This is a genomic window from Martinezella sp. CNPSo 3964 (genome assembly GCF_057784375.1).
Genome location: NZ_JBXSOW010000005.1, coordinates 1 through 20,206, shown reverse-complemented (window position 1 = coordinate 20,206; position 20,206 = coordinate 1). Strand labels below are relative to the sequence as shown.

Sequence of the window (20,206 nt, the reverse complement as noted above, 5' to 3'; positions counted from 1 at the left end):
ACTTCAGCTTATGAAAAACAGTATTGACGTTCTTGACGAGTTCGGATTGCGGACCGGTGAGGTTCTGTCTCGGTCTGAGATCCATCGGCTCGGAAAATTGCACAGGGTTGTGCACTTATACCTTTTTGATGCAAAAGGTCGTCTGCTTCTTCAGCGCCGATCACCAGCGGTCGACCACTTTCCCGGCGCACTGACAATTTCCGTGCTGGGTCATGTTGATGCGGGAGAGACCAGTATGGACACCGCAGAAAGAGAATTGGAAGAAGAGCTTGGCCTTTCACGTGACAGAGTGTCGACCCGCTTCTTATTCTCGTATCGACGCGACGCGGTATTGGGCGACGACTACATTGATCGACAGTTGAATGATGTCTATGCCGCCTGGGGAGATTTCACGCTCTCGGATGTGGCGATCGACAACATGGAAGTGGTTGACGTGAGCCTGGTCGAGTTTCCGGCATTTATCGCGATGGCATCGGACCTAAACAGCGCTCTTGCGGATGTCTATCGGGATGAAGCTAGGGATCTCGCATATTTCTTGTCAAAACAGTTTGGGGCGGCCAACCAATTGACGACGATTTAGGATATTCAGAGATGGTAACCGAACGCCGCCGCCAGTCCCCATGGCAATTGCTTTTGCTGCCTTTGCGGCTCATCATTGCCATCCTCGTCATCATCAGCGAAATCGCCCGACCGGTCTATCGACCGCTCGTGAACTGGTTCGCCTCGCTTCCGATCGTAAAACACTTCAGCGAATTTGTCGGAGCATTGCCACGAGGCATTATACTCGTTCTTTTCGTCGTGCCGCTCGCGATTGCTGAGCCCCTGAAGATTTACGCATTGGTCGTCATTGCCAAGGGCCATGTGATCTCGGGCCTCATCATAATCGCATTGGCGTATCTGATTAGCTTTCTTTTGGTTGAGCGCCTTTTCCACGCAGGTCGCGACAAGCTGCTAACCTACGCTTGGCTCCGATGGATTGTGGACCGCGTCCAGATCGTTCGAAGCTGGGTCGCAGAGATCAAGGAAGGCATCGTCATGACGATGCGTGGTTGGCTAAGATAGCATCCCGGACCCGAAAGTCCTTTATGCATGCGCCCACGTCGCTTTCGGCGTTGCTGATATTGATCACGCGACGGCATTCTGCGATGCGGCACCCGCGCCTCTTGGATGGGGCCGCGCATGGAATGTTTGGCTTGATACACCTCACCTGCGAGCCAACTAAGAATTCTCAAGCTTGGATTTTGCTTGCTACTAATTGCGGTGTTGATCACCCCTGTAATCGTCTTACTGAAGACACATCATTGAGCATGTTGAGAACAAGACTTGGTTTTTCGCCACGGTCATGCTGAAGCCGTCCGTAAAGTGAGTTACGCTGTCCGAATAATCCCAACACTCGATTGGAGAAGAAGCACATGGTCGACGTCTCGAGACGAAGCTTCGTGGTGGGCTTGCCAGCCTTGTTGGGCGCGATCTCTGCGGTCGGTTTAGGAGGCCAAGAAGTCCTCGCTGCAGATGACGGAAACGGATTTATGGCAGCGTCCTCCACCATGCCGGGTGGCCCTGGTAACCAGAAACGGAAAAGGCCTGGTCTTCAGAACATTTATGCCCTTTGTGAAGTCACTGGCGGCGGCGAGAAGGTTTACGGAATTGCCATTGAGTATGATGTCGACATCGACCCTGAGAGCCTAGCGCTCGATACATACACGACAAGCGTCTTCCCTGCCGCCAAAGGCTTCTTCCCCGGGATGCCCCAGGAGCCTAACAAGAACGCAACCACAGCGGCCGCCAAAAAGCGGCCCGTCGCAGCCATCTATACCAATCCCGAGCCTGCGCTTCGCTCCGACCGTAACAGCGTCGCGGGCGCTTATGTCATTACCGAATTCCAACACGATCCTGATCTCAGTCTTCCCACAACCGATAGTGACAAAGTAACTCTGACGCAGGACAAAAACGTCAGAACGGCAGGCGGCGCGACGTATAAGGCGAGCAAAACCGTGTGGACCAACGCTGCCCATCATGGAAATAATGTCATCATCCGCGGTATCGACGCCTGGGAGCAGAATCACTGGTGGTGGGATGATGCGCGTTCCACTTGGCTCGAATACAGCATCTACCTGCCGAAATCCTTCCTCAAAGAAGGCGGGGAGAACAAAGCCTATCCTCTCCTCCTTGCAATTACGCATTCGGGAACCAGCTATGACGGCACTTGTGCCCAAACATTGACCGAACAGTGTATTGCCAGCATCTGGGGTATGCCGGAAGAGCAGGACAGGCACGAATGCGTGATCATCACCCCGCGCTATGAACGCACCACGATGAACGACTATTGGGAACACACCAACGACGTTGAAAATACCTATCGGCTGGTTGCGTCACTGCTCGACAACACATGGAATTATGGCAACCCGAATTTGCCTGACCGGGCAGACAAGGTCCTGAAGATCGATCCCAAGAGGGTCTATTGCACCGGTTGGTCGATGGGAGCCATGACGTCTCTCTGGCTGATGGCAAAACATCCAGAGACCTTCGCCGGCGGTCTTATTATTGCCGGACAGCAGCGACCTAGCGATGTTGTTACGCTCGCCAAGCAGAACGTCCTGATCATCACGGGGTCAGACGACAACAAAGCCACACCGTGGAATGAAAAATGCGTTCCGGTTTGGGAGGGAGCAGGCGCCAAAGTGACCCGCCCTACAGAACGTCTCGACCCTGGCCTAATTTTTCCGGTCGACAACCAGCAAAAGCTGACCGATCAGGTCAATGGCTATCTCACCAAAGGCGGCAATATCACATTCCTGACCTTTGAGGGCGTCGATCACATGGGGTCTGCGCGAAAGTTCTTCTACATCAAAGCCGCACGGGATTGGTTGTTCAAGCAAGTGAAGGTCTGAGTCCGTGCGAAATGGATCCCGATTATCACAATTGCCGTCATCAGGAATTAGCAGAACCTAGGGAAGCCTGAGACCCTATGCGGAGGCGAAGCGAATGACATGCCGATTTCGCCCCGTAATTTTCGCTTCATAAAGTATCCCGTCGCTCATCTTGAGGAGTTGTTGCGGCGAAAAACCATCACTCGAATTGAAGACCATGCAGCCACAACTGATGCTCAAGAAGCCCGAGGGCGAATCCTCGTGAGGGATAGCCATTTCAGCCACAGACGTGATGAGGCGATCAAGGAGGGGCTTGGGGTTATTCATGGCTGTCAGGATGAACGCGAACTCCTCTCCGCCGTAACGGGCAACAAAATCAGATTGCCTGAGGGCGGACTGCAGCGCCGAGGCAACTTTACGGAGAGCCATATCTCCTTCGATATGGCCGTAGCGGTCGTTGTACGCTTTGAAATGATCGACGTCGACCATGCCGACGCAGAGCGCTTCCCCTCTTTCGCTGGCGTAGCGAGACAGACGCTCGAGTTCGCCGTCCAAATGCCGCCTGTTGGCGATTCCGGTCAACGGATCTTCAAGACTCTGACGAGCAAATGCCGTCCGTTCTTCCTGAAGTGCACGGTTTGCCTCGTGCAAGGCGAGTTCAGCCTGCCGAGTATCCGTTATATCGATCACAAAACCAACCGCACGGGTTGCGATACCCAATGTTTCTTGTAGGCATGCAGCAGACCGGATCCAGCGAATGTCGCCATTAGGATGCACAACCCTGAAGACCATGGCGTAATCACGATTTGCCGCAACGAGTTCGGTGGCAGTTTGTGCGACCTCTGTCACCCGATCCACATCGTCTGGGTGGACAAATGTCCGAAACTCGGCAATCGACCGGATAGGACAGGCGGGATCGCGGCCCATCATCCGATGCCAGGTTTCATCACAACGGAGTTCGTCACTCTGGATATCATAATCCCAGATACCGAGGCCACCGACACGGGCCGCCATCGCCAGCCGCTCCTGGCTCTCCTGGAGTGTTGCCAAAGCCTCGCGCTCTACCGTGACTTCGCGTGATACACATAAGATAGCCATCGGCTCTCCTTTATCATTCATCACTGGGGTCAGCATATTATCCCAATATCGCGGTTTCTCGCCCGCAACGATGCTCCGACCAGGAAAGCGCGCCAATACTCCGGTCTTGGCAGCGGCAAGAGCCCGGTTCCCGGCTTCCCATACGTCCTCAGGCAAGAGCGGAATCCATGGCATTCCAAAGGGTGAATCCTCGGCTACGCCCAAGGCCTGACATCCAGCCCTGTTCATATGGATCAAGATGCCATCGAGGCCGATCAACTTGATACAATCCACGCTAACATTGAGCATTCGGGTTTGGATCGACTCGCGTCGCTGGAGGTCGATTTCGCTCAGCTTGAGTTTGTGAATGTCCGTGCCCACGCACAACCAGCCATAATGGCCAGACAGAGCCTTGTTCATAGGCGTGATGCTAAGCAGAAACCATCGTACCATTCCAGTATTATCCTGAAGACGACATTCGAAATCAGTACGTGTCCCCGTCATGACTGCAAATTGGGCTTGCGACTGAACAGCGGAGAGATCCTCTAAACAGACTAAATCTAGCCAAGACTGAGGATCGGCGTTGAAATCCGATAGGCCTGCATATTCGCGCCAGGCGGCATTCAAACAACTAATGTTGCCCACGGCATCCAAAACACATGCGGGGGTTTGCAGGATTTCCAGAAGGGCCACATGGCCGAAACCTGTATCAGTTTCTTGTCTATCAGCGCTGCTTGTGTTCTCTCTCATGCCGCATCCCCTGTCAGAACCCATGCACAATGTCTCTTATGGCGCCTCCGCTGATGCCACGATCATGTGCGATCCAACGATAGCTACGGCCCTCGGGGATTGGCAGCATAGGCTCTGGCCGCAATCCACCTGACTTCGGGCGCTCACCGGTTTGGTGGCTAGACCTCCTGGCACGGACCTTGATGGTAGCAAGGCTGGATTGGACACGATCGCTAGCAAGCTTGGAAAGCGCTCACCCCCAATAGGGCTCGCGAGTGTCGCTGCTAGCATACGCCCACGCGACGAGGATAAAGCTAATTCCATGCCATTCGCTGCGATCACCGGGATATTTCACCTTTCCAAGTCGTGCCTAGGATCGAAACAACTGCAAACATGCTACACGTCTCATATGTTGTTGCGACGGCAATCCACCTTGCGCGTTAATCAAAGCTCCTGCGGTAAAGGCCAGATCTCGGAAAATACCTTCATCAATCGACGGATCTGCGGAATATCACACCGATAAAAGACGAATTGAGATTCGCGGCGTACACTGACAATGTCATGAACGCGCAACTGATAGAGATGTTGTGATAATGAAGACTGGCTGATCCCAAGCCGTGTCGCCAGATCATTAACAGATATCTCCTCATGGAGCAAAATTTCTATTATTTTCAATCGCTTAGGATTCGCGAAAGCTGACATGAACTGGGCAAGATCTTCGTAGTCTGATTCCATATAAGAGAGGCAGCCATCCATTTTCTGCTGATGCTCACGTCATTGTGGGAATGCGAAATAGCCTATATTTCTTCGCTCGAGGCTTGCAATCATTAAGGGAATTTATCTTCCATCGCACTCGAACTGAGCGAAGCACTCTTCAGATATTTTTCCATTTGCGACATGCAGCCGTCGCAATCTGCCCAGGTCCGCGTTTCAAGATGGTTTCTCCGCAGCAGTAGTTCTCGATAGCATCTCACCATAGAAGTGGCCATCAGGTCTAAACCTGATGCAAGTCATCATCAGTCGGTGATAATCTCGCCCATCGACAAGCATTTAAGCGATCGGAAATAAATTTCCTCTTGTCCTAAAGACAGTCAATTCATAGAATCTTTCTAATATATTGGTGCGGAGATGATTTCTGAAACCTGACGCTCATGCGATTATATGGCCAAAGATTTGCAGGCGTCTTCGTCGATGGGCGCCAACATTGATTTTGGCGTTGTGCATTATTACACTTCTTGGCGTTGAACTTTGGCGAAGCTATTATGCTGCTCGGCGGGATGCCGAAAGAACCGTCTCGAATTTGGTGCACGTCCTTTCTGAACAGACAGCTAGGACTATCCAATCAATCGATCTCAATGTGCAGGACATCGTCAAGGAGCTTACGGACAGCCCCTCGCTGCAGGACAACGACGCCGATTTCCGCGCCGAACTGCACAAGAGATTAAGTACCCTACCCTATCTGCGCGCAATCTTTGTCATAGGGTCCGACGGATACATCACCCACGACACCGATTTTCCCACAACACCTCACGTCAGTTTGGCCGACCGACCGTATTTCAAAGCACACATTCAAGATCAATCATCGGTATTGCATATTGGTCCACCTCTAAAAAGTCGTTCGGTCAATCGGTGGTTTATAAGCCTCACTCGAAGGATCGAGAGCAAGGACGGACATTTTGCGGGTGTCGTCGTGGCTGCTATGGAGCCTCTCTACTTCGAGGATTTCTATCGCAGGTTATGGGTTGGCGACGGCGCGATTACGCTTCTCATGAGTGATGGAACATTACTCGCTCGCTCGCCCAAAAATGACGAAATCATGGGGAAATCGTTTGCAAGCATAGAACCGTTCACAAGCCTTCTCTCCTCCAAAGATCGTGGTGTCTTCTGGTCAAAGAGCCCAGTCGATGCTGTGAAGCGCGTAGTTGGCTATCAAAAGTTGGACGGGCTACCGATCGTCATGCTTGCGACGCTCAACGAAAATGATGTCATGAGACCCTGGCGCTCGCACGCTGTGACCGGGCTAATCGGCGCGGTGATACTTTTGGTGTTGCTGGCTGCTTTGGAGGGGCTGGCATGGCAATATCGCCGGCGCGAAGAGTTGGCAAGGCAACGGCTGGAACGAACGCAGCGGCTGGAATCGATCGGCCGTTTTGCCGGTGGCGTTGCTCATGACTTCGGAAATCTTTTGATGGTTATTCGGTCCTCCATGCTTTTGCTCCGGCCGGAAATTCGTAATAAGGCTGAAGTTTTAGCCATCTTGAACGAGATCGATTTGTCGTTGGCCCACGGGCGAGAACTGGTCACTCAACTGCTCTCTTATGCCCGCAACAAAGAGATCCAAGCTCAGCCGGCGGACCTAAACTTACTCATCGCGGATATTACCCCGATCCTAAAGCAGGCAGCAGGCCCGAAAGTTACAATCATCACGATATTCTCGCCCACCAAGGCGATTTGCGTTATCGACAGTGCGCAATTTCGAGGCGCGATCGTGAATCTGGTCCTGAACGCCCGGGATGCGATGCCCTCAGGCGGTGTCGTTTCAATCAGCGTCCGATTGGTTCATGAGAAAAAAGGAAACAACGTCCTGCATTGGGCGGAGGTCTGCGTTAGCGACGAAGGAACCGGCATGAGCGAAAATGTGCGCAAGCAGGCATTTGATCCGTTTTTCACAACGAAAGAACCTGGTGTTGGCAATGGGCTCGGGCTTAGTCAGGTAGTGGATTTCATTGAAAGAAGTGCCGGCCAGGTCGAGCTGCTCCGCAATGAAGGCGGAGGAACAATCGTGAGGTTGCGCATCCCATTGAAGGAAACGGATGTTAACTAGGGAAACGAGCTCCTTCCTCTCCAGGAATCTTAAGATCCCGCAAGTCGACAAACACCCTCAATGAATTCCATAGGGATGGAGACGGTAACCTAAATGAAGTGGCAGCGAAGATCGGAAGACAGTGAGCGGAATAGGCCTAAGATAGTCGTTGCAGATGATCACCCAATCGTCCGAGCCGGGGTACGGGCAATCCTCAGCCAGCGCCCAGACTGGCAGATTTGTGCGGAGGCCGAGGACGGAGAGGCTGCCATTCAACTCTCTCTCGAATATGTGGCTGACATTATCATCCTCGACCATTCTCTTCCGCTGGTAAATGGACTTGAGGCGACCAGACGACTGTGCCGAAAGATGCCGAAGCTCGGCGTGCTGATATATACAATGCACGAAGATTACGGGCTTATACGGGACATTTTAGCAGCGGGTGCGCGCGGCTACATCCTCAAGACCGATGACGATTCCAATCTTCTGGCCGGCATCGAGTCGCTGATAAATGGAAAAACCTATATTTCACGACAGGTAGAAGAGATCATTGCCGATACAAGCATTGATGGTGAGAGCTTCGGGAACCTTCTCTCCCTTACGCCGCGAGAGAGAGAAGTTGTTCGACTCGTTGCCGAGGGGAAGTCCAATAAAACCATTGCCGAGCTTTGGAATGTAAGCATTAAAACCGTTGACTCACATAGAACGGCGTCGATGAGAAAGCTTAAATTGCGTACAGCGGTAGATCTCGTACGATATGCGATACGAAACAAACTCATCGATCTGTGAACACCTACATAGAGTTCCAAACTTAGACGGAAGCTTGTTCAAAATATACAAAATCAGAGGGAAATTTTCTCAACTTTTCTCTTGGAAGCCCTGGAAGGAACAGACGTTTGAAAGCGACCATAAACCCTCCTCCATCGGAAGAAACATCGCACGCAAAGTATCTGACCGCCTGTTCTCTAGCACTTGAACCGTCCATCGAGAGCCTGATTATTGCAGCGCTCGACGCCGGTTGGAAACGCGAATTTGTTCTTCTGGCGGTCATGATGATCATTATGGACTATGAGAAAGGCACGTTGTCGTTTTCCAGATTTTTGCACTCCTGAACCTTGAAGGTCTATGGTGTATCGCCTTTGCAAACGACTGGCCGCTTAGCCAACCGCCGATCTTCAACATCCCGATTCACCGCAAAATCCTGTCGAAACTTGTACGACTTGCAATTGCACACCTAAGTCGCCACCCGCCAGAAAAGCGCGACTTAAAATAAATTAACGCGTATAATCAATTACTTATATCTTTTGTCTGGGCTCGCGTACTTTAAACTCAAGTCACTTCATAGCCCGGATCGTTCGTGCCAGTTCCGGATGAAACGCTGCCTTATATTTTCCCGAGACATTGTGAGCCAAAGCAATGTGCGTGATTTGATAGAACATCGCATTAAAAGCCAGCTGCAGCCACGGCATCTCAGGTATGTGCCTAATGGCCTCGTCTTGACGCTCGTGCTAACCGAGAGAGTTGAACTAGGTAATCATATAGCATCAACCCTTGCAGCAGTTACCTCTACTCAAGACAGTCGACGAAATATGTAGTACATGATATATAATTTCATATCATCGCAGAAATAATTGCATTATGTTCTATCTATCCAATATATACGTTATCTCTCCGGTTCGGAAAATAGCGTCATGATCGTATTTTTATGATAATTTCTACTCAACACGATATTTACCTCGCGAATCTTATGTAGCTAGTTATCACGCTTGCATCAGTTACTGTAGTCAATTTAACGCATAATATGGTGCGTATTGATGGTCATGTTGCATAATCTGGATTTGGGTTACCGCGATGATGGCAGGCATCGGTATATGGGAAATCAACTCCATCATGATTATTGCCTTTCCTCCATCTTCGCCAACAAACATCCACATCTATCTGATGGCCTTCTCAGTCATTACAGCAATCCTAATCACGCTTCTTTGTTTATTTATCATACGATCAATATCTACAATTTCTCGCCGGTATGGCAGCATTATTGTCTGAGTTAGTATTGCGTTCATGCATTACATTGACATGGTAGCATTCGAGATCCCTGGCCACACAATTGGATAATAAGCCGGTTATTACCCCTGTTACTTGGAAGCATTGATTACCCGAGACGCCACCACTTTAATCCTAGACCGCGTTGATGAAGCAGGTGGGCACTGGACAACGTTACAGACATTTACTTCGTTGAAGAGAGCATTCAAACAACGATGATAGTGTGCTGTTCTCAGCCTCATTCAAGGCCTCGATTCACGGATCTTAGTTGAGGGTATCAAAACCTCGAAGAAATGCCTCGCCCTTGATTTCGGGCCGTTCACGGAAGGTCAGGGATATTTATTTGGCGAAGCACAGCGAATGAAAGAACCTTCGCGGTTGTAGAATGTTATGGCGAATTCTGGATCCATGAATAACCGATCGCAATAAATATCCATTGCCTTACCTCCCGAAGCCGACTTTGAATCAATCCAACAACCAATTGTCGGATTTCAAAGTCAACGTCAGGGCCGGTAGCACAAGGGTCGAATACATTTTCCGTAATCAGGGAGTATTCATGGTTCGCAATCTGGATAAACACCTTAAATTTTTCACGCACGCGCTTGCCGTGCTGGCCATCAGTCTCAATTCCGTGCCTCCGGCAAACGCCGGACCCCAGCAAATCCCGCCAATTTACGCGCAACTGGCAGTGGTCAAGCCTGTCATTAATTGCGCCGCAATAGCCAATGCCGATCTCTCTGGCGAGGTCGGCGCAGCCGTGACCGTGAAGGCTGGCGTGATCGACACGCCAAAGGGGCAGTTCTGTCAGATCAAAGGCACGATCACTCCTTCGATAGGCTTCGAGGTTGATCTACCTGTCGCCACATGGACGCAGCGTTATCTTCAGGCCGGGTGTGGGGGTCTTTGCGGCAGCATCAATGCTAGCATTGGCAATGCTGGCACGTGTCGCCCGGCACTCAGCGGCGAATTTGCCGTCGCTGCCACGGACATGGGCCATACGGGCAAGATGGGCAGTCCAGATGAGAGAGCTTTCGTCGCTGATCCGCAAAAGCGGATCGACTTCTCCTATCGGGCAAACCACGTCACTGCACTTGCCGCCAAGGCACTCATCCGTACCTACTATGGCGTTCCGCCAAGATACTCCTATTTCTCAGGAGGTTCTGACGGAGGACGCGAGGCTTTGATGGAGGCTCAGCGTTATCCCGACGATTTCGACGGCGTCTCAGCTGGCGCGCCAGCCATGCTGTTCCAGATTCAGAATTCCTTCTTTCACGCCTGGAGCGTTGCCGCCAATCTCCGTCCTGATGGTAGCCCCATTCTGCTCGCCGGCAAGCTGTCCGTGCTGCATGCGGCCGTCCTCGCCCATTGTGATCTTCTGGATGGTATCAAGGATGGCCTGCTTAGCGATCCGCGTGTCTGCCATGTCCAACAGAGCTGGGTGGCCTGCAAGGCGGGGACAACCGATACCTCGACTTGCCTGACCGCTGAAGAGTGGGCTGTTGCTGCGAAGCAGTATGAAGGCCCAACCGATAACGTCGGCCGTCATTTCCTGCCTGGAGGACTGGAGCCTGGCTCCGAGCTGATGTGGACATCCTTCATCCCCGCCAGAGCGGGCGACAAGATCATGTCGGCCGGGCTGTTTCAGTCCATGATTCCGGTCGTCAACCTCGACCCGACTGCTATCGAATCTCAACTCACGACCTTTCCCTTCACCGTCGAAGAGTTCGCGCGGCTGCGAGACTTGCACTCCTTGAACGACGCGACAAATCCGGATCTGCGCGCGTTCGCGGCTCGCGGCGGCAAACTCATCCTATGGCACGGCTGGGCCGATTTCTCGATCGCTCCCATGATTTCGGTCGCCTACTACCGTTCCGTTCAGGCCAGGATGGGTGCGATGGCGACAGATAAATTCCTGCGCCTCTTCATGCTCCCGGGAGTAGGCCATTGCGGCGGTGGTGACGGCTTCGCTCAAGTCGACACATTGAGGCCGCTCATGACCTGGGTCGAGGCGGGTCAAAAACCCAAAGCCTTGATCGCTGAGCAGATTGCGGAAAAACCGATGGACAACCCGCAGGGCGGCAGCGATGGCCGCGGCGGTGGTATGCACGAATTGGCTAACCGGCCACCGCTCGCTCTGACCAATCAGCCGGCGCTCGCTAGCCGCCCGATCTATCCCATTCCGATGATCGCCCACTACGGCGGTCATGACGATCCAAAACAGGCGTCGAGCTATGTGCCGGCGCGTAGTCCCGTCACGAAAGCCGTAGACTGGTATGGCGCGTCCATGCTCAGCCCCGGCTTCCAAAGAGGCTATCAGGTAAAGGACGGCAAGCTCGCCGTCCTCGCGCCTTGAGGACCCCAGACATGAACAGATGCTATCGCAGCGTTAACGTGTGTCCATGCTACCCGTCAGCGCTCCGCGGTTCAGTTCAATACAGCCAAGCCCTCGATATCTACGAAGGCACGCATACTGGCTTCTACCGCAGGTGCAGTCTTTAACGACGTCGACTTTCATCGCCAAGCTCTAGAAGCTCGCGAGGATGGCAAGCTATCGCGGAAATCTTAAAATCGGATATGTCATATATGCGAGTCGCAGATGGCAGGATTTATGAGAAAGCCGATCTCTGAACTTCTGATCCGGGGGACGGTATGCAAGTTACTGAGAGCCGAACGTTCGAGAGGCTAAGGATCGAGCCGCCGGGTTGGTGTTAGTGGATATGAACTTCTGGAACTGCCTTTTCGACAACTGCCCCTTATCCAAGCCAAGATTAAGAGGCCTAAGAACAGAAGTCAGCAATGACTTACCTCTTCAGCGGTCGCAGGCAGAGCAGCACCGAGGGTGACTGCAGCCGTGCAGACCATAATTATCTTTCGCATTTGCGCATCCTCCTTAATTTCCCTGATGACCAACTGCCAAAGTGGAATAATATTCCAGCCGGCTAGCGCGAGCGCCGAGCATTGGACAAAGGCTCGTTCATATCCTGATAGGCTTTGCCGTCATCTTCTGGAGGCTATCAAGGAGCCATCGTCAAGCATTTAAGCTGAGTTTTGGAGCGTCCTGACCGAGAGCGTTGAGCCGCGCCGACATATGTGTTTTGCACCAGCTCAACTCCGTCCAGGCGGAATGACTTTTGAGCGGGCCGTCGCCGCGATCGAGTTTGCGATTTGCAACGCCTCGATGCCAATCTGGCGAAGCAGGCCGGTGGTAGCGGGATTGAAGCCGCAGAAGTATAGATTGTCCTTTCCCGGTTGAAGCTCGTTCCTGTCCGGCTTCCCGGCATTCGAAAACCGGTCCGTCAAATCCGGCAGAAGCGTCTCAAGGGACGGCCTATAGCCTGTCGCGAGCACAATCCCATCAAATTCTGCCGATCGGTCATCAGCGAAAAGCACGTCCGCGCCGTCCGACTTTTCGATGCCGGGGAACATCTTGATCCGACCATCTCTGATCTTCGCGATGGTACCAATGTCGATCAAGGGAGTCCGGCCTTGTTCTATCATCGTGGCCAGAGGACCTTGCTGAGAGTGCTTGATCCCCAGTTGCTCGATATCGCGGTAGCGCCAATGCAGAAACGGCGCGTTAATTGCATCGACCATTCTGTACGGAAATCGTTGTTGAACGATGGCGATCGTCGCGCTTGGCACACCGAATATCTCCCTCGGTACGATATTGACCGGACCGCGGGCCGACATGGCAACATCAAGACCCGCTTCAGCACATTCCAGTGCAATCTCTCCCGCCGAATTTCCAAAGCCGACTACCAAGATTCGACGTGCGTCGAGGGCGGAAGCGTTACGGTATTCGGAAGAGTGAATAATGGTCCCTGGAAAGTTATTCTGACCGGCCCAATACGGTCTGAAGGGAGTCCTTGAGAGACCGGTTGCGATTACGACAGCTCTCGCTTCGAACACATCGCCGTCGGCGGTCTCGACAATCCAGTCTGTCTCTTTGGCTACGCACGCGACGGTCTTGTCGGTGAGAATTCGAAGGTCGTTTGCCCGCGTATAGCTTTCGAGGTAGTCGATGACCTGCAGTCGCGACGGATATCTCGGAAAAGCGGCGGGCATCGGCCTTCCCGGAAGCGCTGAGTGGCTTTTGTCGGTATGGAGGTGAAGACGATCGTAGTGCCTCCGCCACGAGGCGCCGAGCCTGTCCGTCGCTTCAAGGATAATGGAACGGCAGCCTCTTACACGGAGCGCCGCGGCGCAAGCCAATCCGGCCGGGCCTGCGCCGATGATGACTGTCTCCTCGTCAGCCATGTGCGATTCCTCAAGTAAGCTCCTGCCTTCAACGCTTGAGGCTACACCATCAGGAGGCCCCACGCATACCCACCGGCATACATGCCTCAACGCTTGGCTCAATCGTGAGCCTTCGCGCATGCCAGTAGGTCAAACATGGACTACCGCTGCATCCACTGCGATATCGGTGGGTGGCCGTCCGAAGGATCGGTCATGGGGTTTTCACGTGAGAGCCCCCTCGTTAAAGCTCCCGTATCCGATTGGTTGGATCTGTAATAACGTCCCAACTCGACATGTTCTCCGGAAATCCGCAGGCGCCAAGCCGATGGCAAAATTCGCGTGCGCGGCTCCAGGAGCCCGAGGCGGCGCAAAACGAAGCTGAGATGGTCCGTATCCTGGACGCAACCGGACGCTATCAGATCCTGCGAAAGCTCGAGCCGCGTAAGGTCGTCGCCACTGCAAGGCGGAGTTATCCGCTGCGAGATGTCATCCTCGACACAGAGCAGCAGCCGAGCGTACCGATCCCGCAAGACATCATCAGACTGACGGGCATCACGGATGTGATGGTCCGCGGAAAGCTGATCGACATGCCCGTAGTGCGGGCTCTGGTTGAGCCGGCGGACCTGATCATCGCGCACAATGCCGGTTTCGATCGTCCCTTCTGTGGGGCCTTGTCCCCGATCTTCGCTCGGAAGGCCTGGGCCTGCTCGAACTCCGGGATCGATTGGGGGATGCGCTGCTACGAGGGCACCAAGCTCGGGTACCCCATCAATCAGAGCGGATATTTTCATGTCGGGCACCGCGCTGTTGATGATTGCTTCGCGCTGCTAGAGGTGCTGGCTCGTTCCAGGGAAGATAGTCATCGATCGCCCTTTGCCGAACTGTATAACGCGAGCAGGCGGTCGCGGGTGCACATTTTCGCGGAAAATGCGCCTTTCGATCTCAAGGGCCTGCTGAAGGCAAGGGGCTATCGCTGGTCCGACGGCAGCGACGGCCGTCCGAAATCGTGGTGGATCGAAGTCGCCAAGGAAACGATGGAAGAGGAACTGCGGTTCCTGCGGAGCGATATCTACCGGTGGAAAGAAGCGGATCCGCCGGTGCAGCGGCTGGCGGCATTCGACCGGTTCAGGGGCCGAAGGTAGTTTCAATACCGATTTACCCCTGCCCATAGCTCAGGTGATATCGAGAGTGAGGTTGCGGCCGCGGAGTCGAACCGCCTATATCGGCTTTCCTTGACCGACGAGCGCACCGGCGCTCTTAGCCGCATTTCCTTTCCACATTCGCTCGTGGGATCTGAAATCTACTACCAGCGCGACAGTTTTCCAGTTGCCAAATAGGACTAAAGTGTGTGCACCTTCCGCACTAACCATTCCTCCTTACGCGTTCAATCTCGACCGGAACATTCGATCTCGTATGCACTTGATCAGTAGAGAGGTAGCCGGGAGAGCGCAAATCGAAGCTCTTTAAGGCCACCAGGAATTCCTGAGCTTTGCCAGACGCATACTGAACATACCGGTCGCGTACCCCAGGGGTCGCAGCAACCATCGCGTCTCACCTTCCGCCGAACCGAAGCGAGATATCATAGCCGAACCGCGTACGCTGCCATACAATCACTTAAAGCTTTTGAACCAATTCGAACCCACGTTCCACCAAGCCATTTTAGCTAAGTGTCGGCTAATCATTTGGTATCATAGAAGAATTTAGTCGCGCATAGTCACAAAGCCTCCAGAGATCGGCAATCATGCCCCACTCATTAGAATCTTTTATTCGCGTTCGAACTTTGAGTGTAAATCGGCGTGCTCATGCCGACCACTTATCCTGCAACCGTTAAGCCCGCGGCAACGTGGCATCGCCTGTCCGGCGGTTTGGCGCTGACAATGCTGCGGAGCGTTCTTACCCCTAGCTCCCCAAGTTGACGCCCTGCGGCGGTGCGCCATGAGCTTCAGCCCGTGGCGAGATGGCGAATGCAAAGCTCCATCTGCATGCAAGCAATCCATTCCCCTAATCTTTCGGTTGGGCGGCGATCGATAGTTATCGGAGAACCTCAACTCACCGGGCTCCATTGAATCTTGCATTACCGTTCAACGCAATCTACATTATGTTCAACACAGGAGATTGTAATGGGTGCTCAAATACGAACTGCAGCTGAAAGCGAAGCAAAAGTGGCGTTGGCCCGCAATAAACTCGTACTCGAACAAGCAAAGGCTGTCGGCCTTCTCGGCACGGCGAAGAATACCCGTTTGTCGGGACGTGTACCGTCCGAATTGATCGAGGCGGCCAAGAAGCGCGCGCATGTCACTTCCGACACTGAACTTCTGGAACTGGCGCTTTCCCGGCTTGCCCTGGAGGATGACTTCGGCGCGCGTCTGGTGGGGCGCAAGGGCAGCATCTCGGCGGATCTCGATCTTGAGGTTTGATCTCTCCGAAACGCTGCGATTATTAAAACCACAGAAGCATGCCGGGACGCTCGAGCGCAGGCTCGACGAAGAACTGTCATGGGTCGCCGACGAACCGGCAATCGGCGGACCATTGTTCCTCGACACCAGTGTCTATCTGGATGTGCTACAGGGGCGCTCGCCGGTTGAGGTTGATGCACTGCTGCGGTATCGCCTATGCCACCATTCCGCAGTCTGCCTGTCGGAGCTGACCCATGCTTTCGGCCGGTTAGACCCCAAGCATGCCACCACCAAAGCGGTTCTCGAAACGATCGCCGAGACTGTAGACGACATCCCTGAGCACCGTCTTCATGCTCCGGATACAGCCATGTGGGGACAGGCGGGTGTGCTGGCGGGGCTGCTGTTTCGGTTGAGCAACCTTCCTAAAGGGAAAGGGCATGAGAGGCGTTTCGTCAATGACGCCCTTGTTTTTCTACAAGCGCGGCAGCTAGGCGCGAGCGTGCTAACCGGTAATGTGCGGGACTTTGATTTCCTTTCGCAAATCATGCCGACCGGACGGGTCATTCTGTACCGAGTTATGAGCTTGTGAGCGGTGATCCAAGTACAGGGCACTAAGTGGCCGAGTGTCATAATTTTCCTTATGTGTTTTTAGCCGGCTAACTATTTTCAGCCTGGCTCAGAGTGAAAAATATAGACGCTTGAGAAAGCTCCGAGCCGGGCAGACGTGCTCTTCGCGCAACGCTGCGCAATTATGCGAACGGCTCCCACTTATTGGATAAGGATTTCCGTGAGCCGGTGTGGAAAGACGCGAAACTCCGGCACATTCCGCTCGACTTTTGCGTGCAACCATACAAGATGCCATCACTGGAACGGCAGGAGATGAGGGCTTCGTGACAACAATGACACGTCCAGCAAAGTGCAAGTACAGGGACATAAGAATTTGGCCAGCTGTATTTACGGGCATCGGAGTGTTATTCTCTGGATGAGCGGCGGCTGCAGATTCGGTCACCGCCAGGTCCGGTGAAAGAACTCTCATCGGCATGGCTATGGCCATCGATAAAAGCTGCACATCAGCAACAGCCACCTTTATTTACCCGGAGACCCCGGGCTATCCCGCCCACGGCCAAGTTAGCTACAAATTGGCTAACGGCCATTTCAAAAAAGATACCTCCTATGTCTGCGCTGGCAAAACGACGAGAGGCGTTGCCGTAATTTACCGATCTGATCCGGGCTTCATCGGCACCGACAAGGTCACCGTTCGAACCTTCGATCACTCAGAGCACGTTATAAACATCACGGTCGTAAAACAATCATCACCGCTGCCGCGCTCTTCGAAACTCAGAGGTCTATAGGGTTCCGGGCCTTTCTTTCGGTCATGCGACTGAAGTTCATTATGCGCATGATTATCCTATTTGAGGCAAGCCTATAGAGCGCCACCGCGAACGGAGAGATTGCAATGAGGAAATCACCCTTCGAACATGCCAAGGGCACCTTGAGCTGAGACCATCGTCGGACCGTCAGATGAATTTCCCGAAAACTTCGACGAAGCTGATAGTCTACAGGACATTGCTGGTCGCGCTTTGCGTGGTGGCGCTTATGATCTGGATGGGAACAATTGAGATTTTGGCAATAGTTCTTTTGGCATGCCTGCCTGGAATGCTTAACGAGCAGCTCCAGGCTCAGTTCGGCGACAAGTTCTTTATTCCCTACCGATTTATCGCTCCTTACCGACTGCTTCTTTTCATTTGGAATGGCTTTCGATCACAATGAGGCTAGGGCCGCATAATAGCGTATTGCTCGGTCCGCTAAAAGCACCTGAGAACAGAGGACATTTGGATGAGAACCGTTTTGGCAATAGGTGCTGCAATCGCTTTAACTTGTCCGACGCTGGGCCATGCCACCGGCGCGGCACACCATCATTCGTCCCATCGCATCTGTTATGTCAAAATCGGAGAAGGGCCGAGCCACAAGTGCAACCAGCTACTTTACATGAAGAACTTTCCAATTGGCGGTGAATCGATCATTGCAAAAACAGACCTTGGCGATTTCAGCTTGAGCGGGAGAAAAATTGATTCAGATACGCTCGCGATCACCGGGGTCTACGTACAGCGCCTGCTGAAAGGCAAAGGAAAATGCATATTGACGATGTCCGCTGTCGGAAGGCTGTCCAAGGCTGACTGCGCGGTTCAAACTGAACTGGGATTGGCAATCCTGAAATCTACCGGCGATGACCCCAGCGATGCCTCCTTGGTGCTTGGCCCTATACATCACTGAGAAGCTTTGCTGGCCGAACTTGGTCATGCAACGGTACACACGGAGCTCATGCTCACTTCAGGAATATTGTAGGCCGACAAAGACGGTATATTATCAACGCGAGACCTTCGGGAAAATTCGAGGAAGAGGGCATGCGCTGGTCAAGGATTGCCGTGGCTTTGATAGCCGTGCTTTGCTTAGCGACAGGGACTTTTGTTGACGATGGGAAAGATGCCTATTTGCGTGGGGACTACAAGAAGGCCCTGGACGATTGGCAGGTTCTGGCTTCCCAAAACAATGCGCAGGCCGAATTTGGTGTCGGTCTTCTCTATGAGCACGGCTATGGCGTGACCCAAAGCTATGAGGCGGCTGCCGCTTGGTATCAGAAAGCGGCAGAGCAAGGGGAATTCAGGGCATAGGACAATCTCGGCTTGCTATATCTACCAGGCCACGGCGTTCTGCAAAATGATGCTACGGCGGCGATGTGGTTTTCCAAATCTGCCGAGGTAGGTATTTCGGATGCTGAGCTCAATCTGGGTTGCATGTATCTGTGGGGGCGAGGCGTGAACCAGGACGACGCACAGGCTGTCATTTGGTTTCGGAAGGCGGCACAGCAGGGGTATGCTAGAGCTCAAAATAACCTTGGCGCAATGTATGAGTATGGTCGCGGCACGGCTCAAGATTATGCACAGGCCATCTTCTGGTTCCGCAAGGCTGCCGCGCAAGGCGACGCTGCCTCCGAAAACAGTATAGGTTACATGTTGGAAATTGGCCTTGGTATACCACGAGACATGGACGAGGCCGTTGCCTGGTACCGAAAGGCGGCTGGGCATGGAGATCCTTCTGCAAAGCTCAATTTGCAGAGACTGTTTCCTGTCAAGAGGGCGTAATTTCACGACGGTTTCATTCTCAGCAAAAATGCTTTTGCGGTTGCATTCCAGCAATTTCTGATTGACTATAGCCCCCGAGAGGGTTCGTTTTCATGATAACGAAAAAGGTCGGTCTAGCTACGGCTCTTGCGGCGATCATCTATATTGGCTTAACGACTTTTTCCCTTGCGGCGGATGACCTCTGCGCACCCGTGAAAGCGATGGTAGGCAAATACAATACCGAGCCGAAAATTCGGGTAGTCGGAGCCGATCATCTCGGAACGATATATTTCACTGATTTATTCGTGGACACCAAGCAATGGTGGCATAGCGGCTCTCAACCGTGGCATATCAAGCCTCGCCAATATGCACCCACGAATAATATCGAGAACTGTAAACATCTTGGCAACGAAACGATAAATGGCGTTGAGACTGAAGTTTGGACTTACGATCGATTATCCTACCAGCAGACCGATCATATCCGGATGTGGATATCGCTAGATACGCGACTGCCCGTAAAATCCGCCTTCAAGCAAGTCCTGCCAAACAAAGATGTTATCGAATGGTATGGCACCTACAGCTATGGCCCTGATATCAAGGATCCGGTCTAATTCGAACAGCATGTGACCTACCACGATTTTTCGCAATTCGATTTGGACAGCTACGCCAGAGCCGTTGAACAATGGCAAGCCGCCAAGGATGTCACCCTCAATGGCTTCGCCAACCATCGTGAGTTGGGTAACCGGAGTTGCCGCTGTCGTCGCTCACTGAAAATTCCGCACCCTCACCTTCAACCGATCAATAAGCCGATCCGGCTCATAAATCTCGCGCGCCTTCATGACAGCCCGCTCGCGTGAGTCCGGGCTGCCGGGCGTCCCATGCGCGAATTCATCCCCGCGTCCGGTCGGCAGCCTGAAGGTCTCATCGTGG

18 protein-coding genes and 1 pseudogene are annotated in these 20,206 nt (G+C 53.1%); 16 read left to right on the top strand and 3 right to left on the bottom strand.

Annotated features, from left to right (window positions below):
- The first annotated feature begins 10 nt into the window (after positions 1-10).
- The 3 genes from AC13Q5_RS16650 to AC13Q5_RS16640 all read left to right on the top strand — a co-directional run bounded on the left by AC13Q5_RS16650 (position 11) and on the right by AC13Q5_RS16640 (position 2,891).
- A complete protein-coding gene (locus AC13Q5_RS16650) occupies positions 11-580 on the top strand; it encodes an NUDIX hydrolase (protein ID WP_488502471.1) in 570 nt (189 codons plus the stop codon).
- Positions 581-591: 11 nt separating this feature from the next.
- On the top strand, positions 592-1,062 hold the full coding sequence (locus tag AC13Q5_RS16645) for a hypothetical protein (RefSeq protein WP_488502470.1): 471 nt from the start codon (positions 592-594) through the stop codon (positions 1,060-1,062).
- 350 nt (positions 1,063-1,412) lie between these two features.
- Positions 1,413-2,891 (top strand): alpha/beta hydrolase-fold protein, encoded by a 1,479-nt coding sequence (locus tag AC13Q5_RS16640; RefSeq protein ID WP_488502469.1) that lies wholly within the window; start codon positions 1,413-1,415, stop codon positions 2,889-2,891.
- Between the two features lie 75 nt (positions 2,892-2,966).
- Here AC13Q5_RS16640 and AC13Q5_RS16635 read toward each other — a convergent pair whose 3' ends face one another.
- Both AC13Q5_RS16635 and AC13Q5_RS16630 read right to left on the bottom strand, forming a co-directional pair.
- The gene (locus AC13Q5_RS16635; protein ID WP_488502468.1) at positions 2,967-4,697 is read right to left on the bottom strand and encodes a sensor domain-containing diguanylate cyclase; all 1,731 of its coding nucleotides are present in this window, start codon (positions 4,695-4,697) and stop codon (positions 2,967-2,969) included.
- 423 nt (positions 4,698-5,120) lie between these two features.
- Positions 5,121-5,411: an ArsR/SmtB family transcription factor gene (locus AC13Q5_RS16630; RefSeq protein ID WP_488502467.1), complete on the bottom strand. Its 291-nt coding sequence runs from the start codon at positions 5,409-5,411 to the stop codon at positions 5,121-5,123.
- A 469-nt stretch (positions 5,412-5,880) separates the two neighbouring features.
- On the opposite strand from AC13Q5_RS16630, the gene AC13Q5_RS16625 reads away from it, so the two are divergent.
- The 5 genes and pseudogenes from AC13Q5_RS16625 (at position 5,881) to AC13Q5_RS16605 (ending at position 11,875) form a co-directional block, all read left to right on the top strand.
- Positions 5,881-7,500, top strand: a complete 1,620-nt coding sequence (locus tag AC13Q5_RS16625; protein ID WP_488502466.1) for a cache domain-containing protein — start codon at positions 5,881-5,883, stop codon at positions 7,498-7,500.
- 93 nt (positions 7,501-7,593) lie between these two features.
- The gene (locus AC13Q5_RS16620; protein ID WP_488502465.1) at positions 7,594-8,268 is read left to right on the top strand and encodes a response regulator; all 675 of its coding nucleotides are present in this window, start codon (positions 7,594-7,596) and stop codon (positions 8,266-8,268) included.
- Between the two features lie 107 nt (positions 8,269-8,375).
- On the top strand, positions 8,376-8,591 hold the full coding sequence (locus tag AC13Q5_RS16615) for a hypothetical protein (protein ID WP_488502464.1): 216 nt from the start codon (positions 8,376-8,378) through the stop codon (positions 8,589-8,591).
- A gap of 934 nt (positions 8,592-9,525) precedes the next feature.
- Positions 9,526-9,594 (top strand): annotated as a pseudogene (locus AC13Q5_RS16610) (MHYT domain-containing protein); the annotation flags it as partial.
- A 484-nt stretch (positions 9,595-10,078) separates the two neighbouring features.
- Positions 10,079-11,875 carry a tannase/feruloyl esterase family alpha/beta hydrolase gene (locus AC13Q5_RS16605; RefSeq protein ID WP_488502463.1) on the top strand — a complete coding sequence of 599 codons (1,797 nt, stop codon included), beginning with the start codon at positions 10,079-10,081 and terminating at the stop codon, positions 11,873-11,875.
- Between the two features lie 752 nt (positions 11,876-12,627).
- On the opposite strand, the gene AC13Q5_RS16600 is transcribed toward AC13Q5_RS16605, so the two are convergent.
- Positions 12,628-13,779 (bottom strand): flavin-containing monooxygenase, encoded by a 1,152-nt coding sequence (locus AC13Q5_RS16600; RefSeq protein WP_488502462.1) that lies wholly within the window; start codon positions 13,777-13,779, stop codon positions 12,628-12,630.
- Between the two features lie 254 nt (positions 13,780-14,033).
- Here AC13Q5_RS16600 and AC13Q5_RS16595 point away from each other — a divergent pair, with 254 nt between their 5' ends.
- From AC13Q5_RS16595 to AC13Q5_RS16560, 8 genes are all read left to right on the top strand, one after another.
- Positions 14,034-14,900 (top strand): 3'-5' exonuclease, encoded by an 867-nt coding sequence (locus tag AC13Q5_RS16595; RefSeq protein ID WP_488502751.1) that lies wholly within the window; start codon positions 14,034-14,036, stop codon positions 14,898-14,900.
- Between the two features lie 978 nt (positions 14,901-15,878).
- Positions 15,879-16,175: a hypothetical protein gene (locus AC13Q5_RS16590; RefSeq protein ID WP_145637071.1), complete on the top strand. Its 297-nt coding sequence runs from the start codon at positions 15,879-15,881 to the stop codon at positions 16,173-16,175.
- Positions 16,165-16,743, top strand: coding sequence for a type II toxin-antitoxin system VapC family toxin (locus AC13Q5_RS16585; RefSeq protein ID WP_488502461.1), 579 nt, complete (start codon positions 16,165-16,167; stop codon positions 16,741-16,743). The genes AC13Q5_RS16590 and AC13Q5_RS16585 overlap by 11 nt, the downstream gene beginning before the upstream one ends.
- 451 nt (positions 16,744-17,194) lie before the next feature.
- Positions 17,195-17,506 (top strand): hypothetical protein, encoded by a 312-nt coding sequence (locus tag AC13Q5_RS16580; protein WP_488502460.1) that lies wholly within the window; start codon positions 17,195-17,197, stop codon positions 17,504-17,506.
- Positions 17,507-17,990: 484 nt separating this feature from the next.
- On the top strand, positions 17,991-18,428 hold the full coding sequence (locus AC13Q5_RS16575; protein WP_488502459.1) for a hypothetical protein: 438 nt from the start codon (positions 17,991-17,993) through the stop codon (positions 18,426-18,428).
- A gap of 131 nt (positions 18,429-18,559) precedes the next feature.
- Entirely contained in the window at positions 18,560-18,826 is a 267-nt protein-coding gene (locus AC13Q5_RS16570) for a hypothetical protein (protein ID WP_488502458.1), read from the top strand.
- Positions 18,827-18,838: 12 nt separating this feature from the next.
- On the top strand, positions 18,839-19,297 hold the full coding sequence (locus tag AC13Q5_RS16565; RefSeq protein WP_488502457.1) for a tetratricopeptide repeat protein: 459 nt from the start codon (positions 18,839-18,841) through the stop codon (positions 19,295-19,297).
- A gap of 92 nt (positions 19,298-19,389) precedes the next feature.
- Complete coding sequence (locus tag AC13Q5_RS16560) at positions 19,390-19,887, top strand: hypothetical protein (RefSeq protein ID WP_488502456.1); 498 nt, start codon at positions 19,390-19,392, stop codon at positions 19,885-19,887.
- Positions 19,888-20,206: the final 319 nt, after the last annotated feature.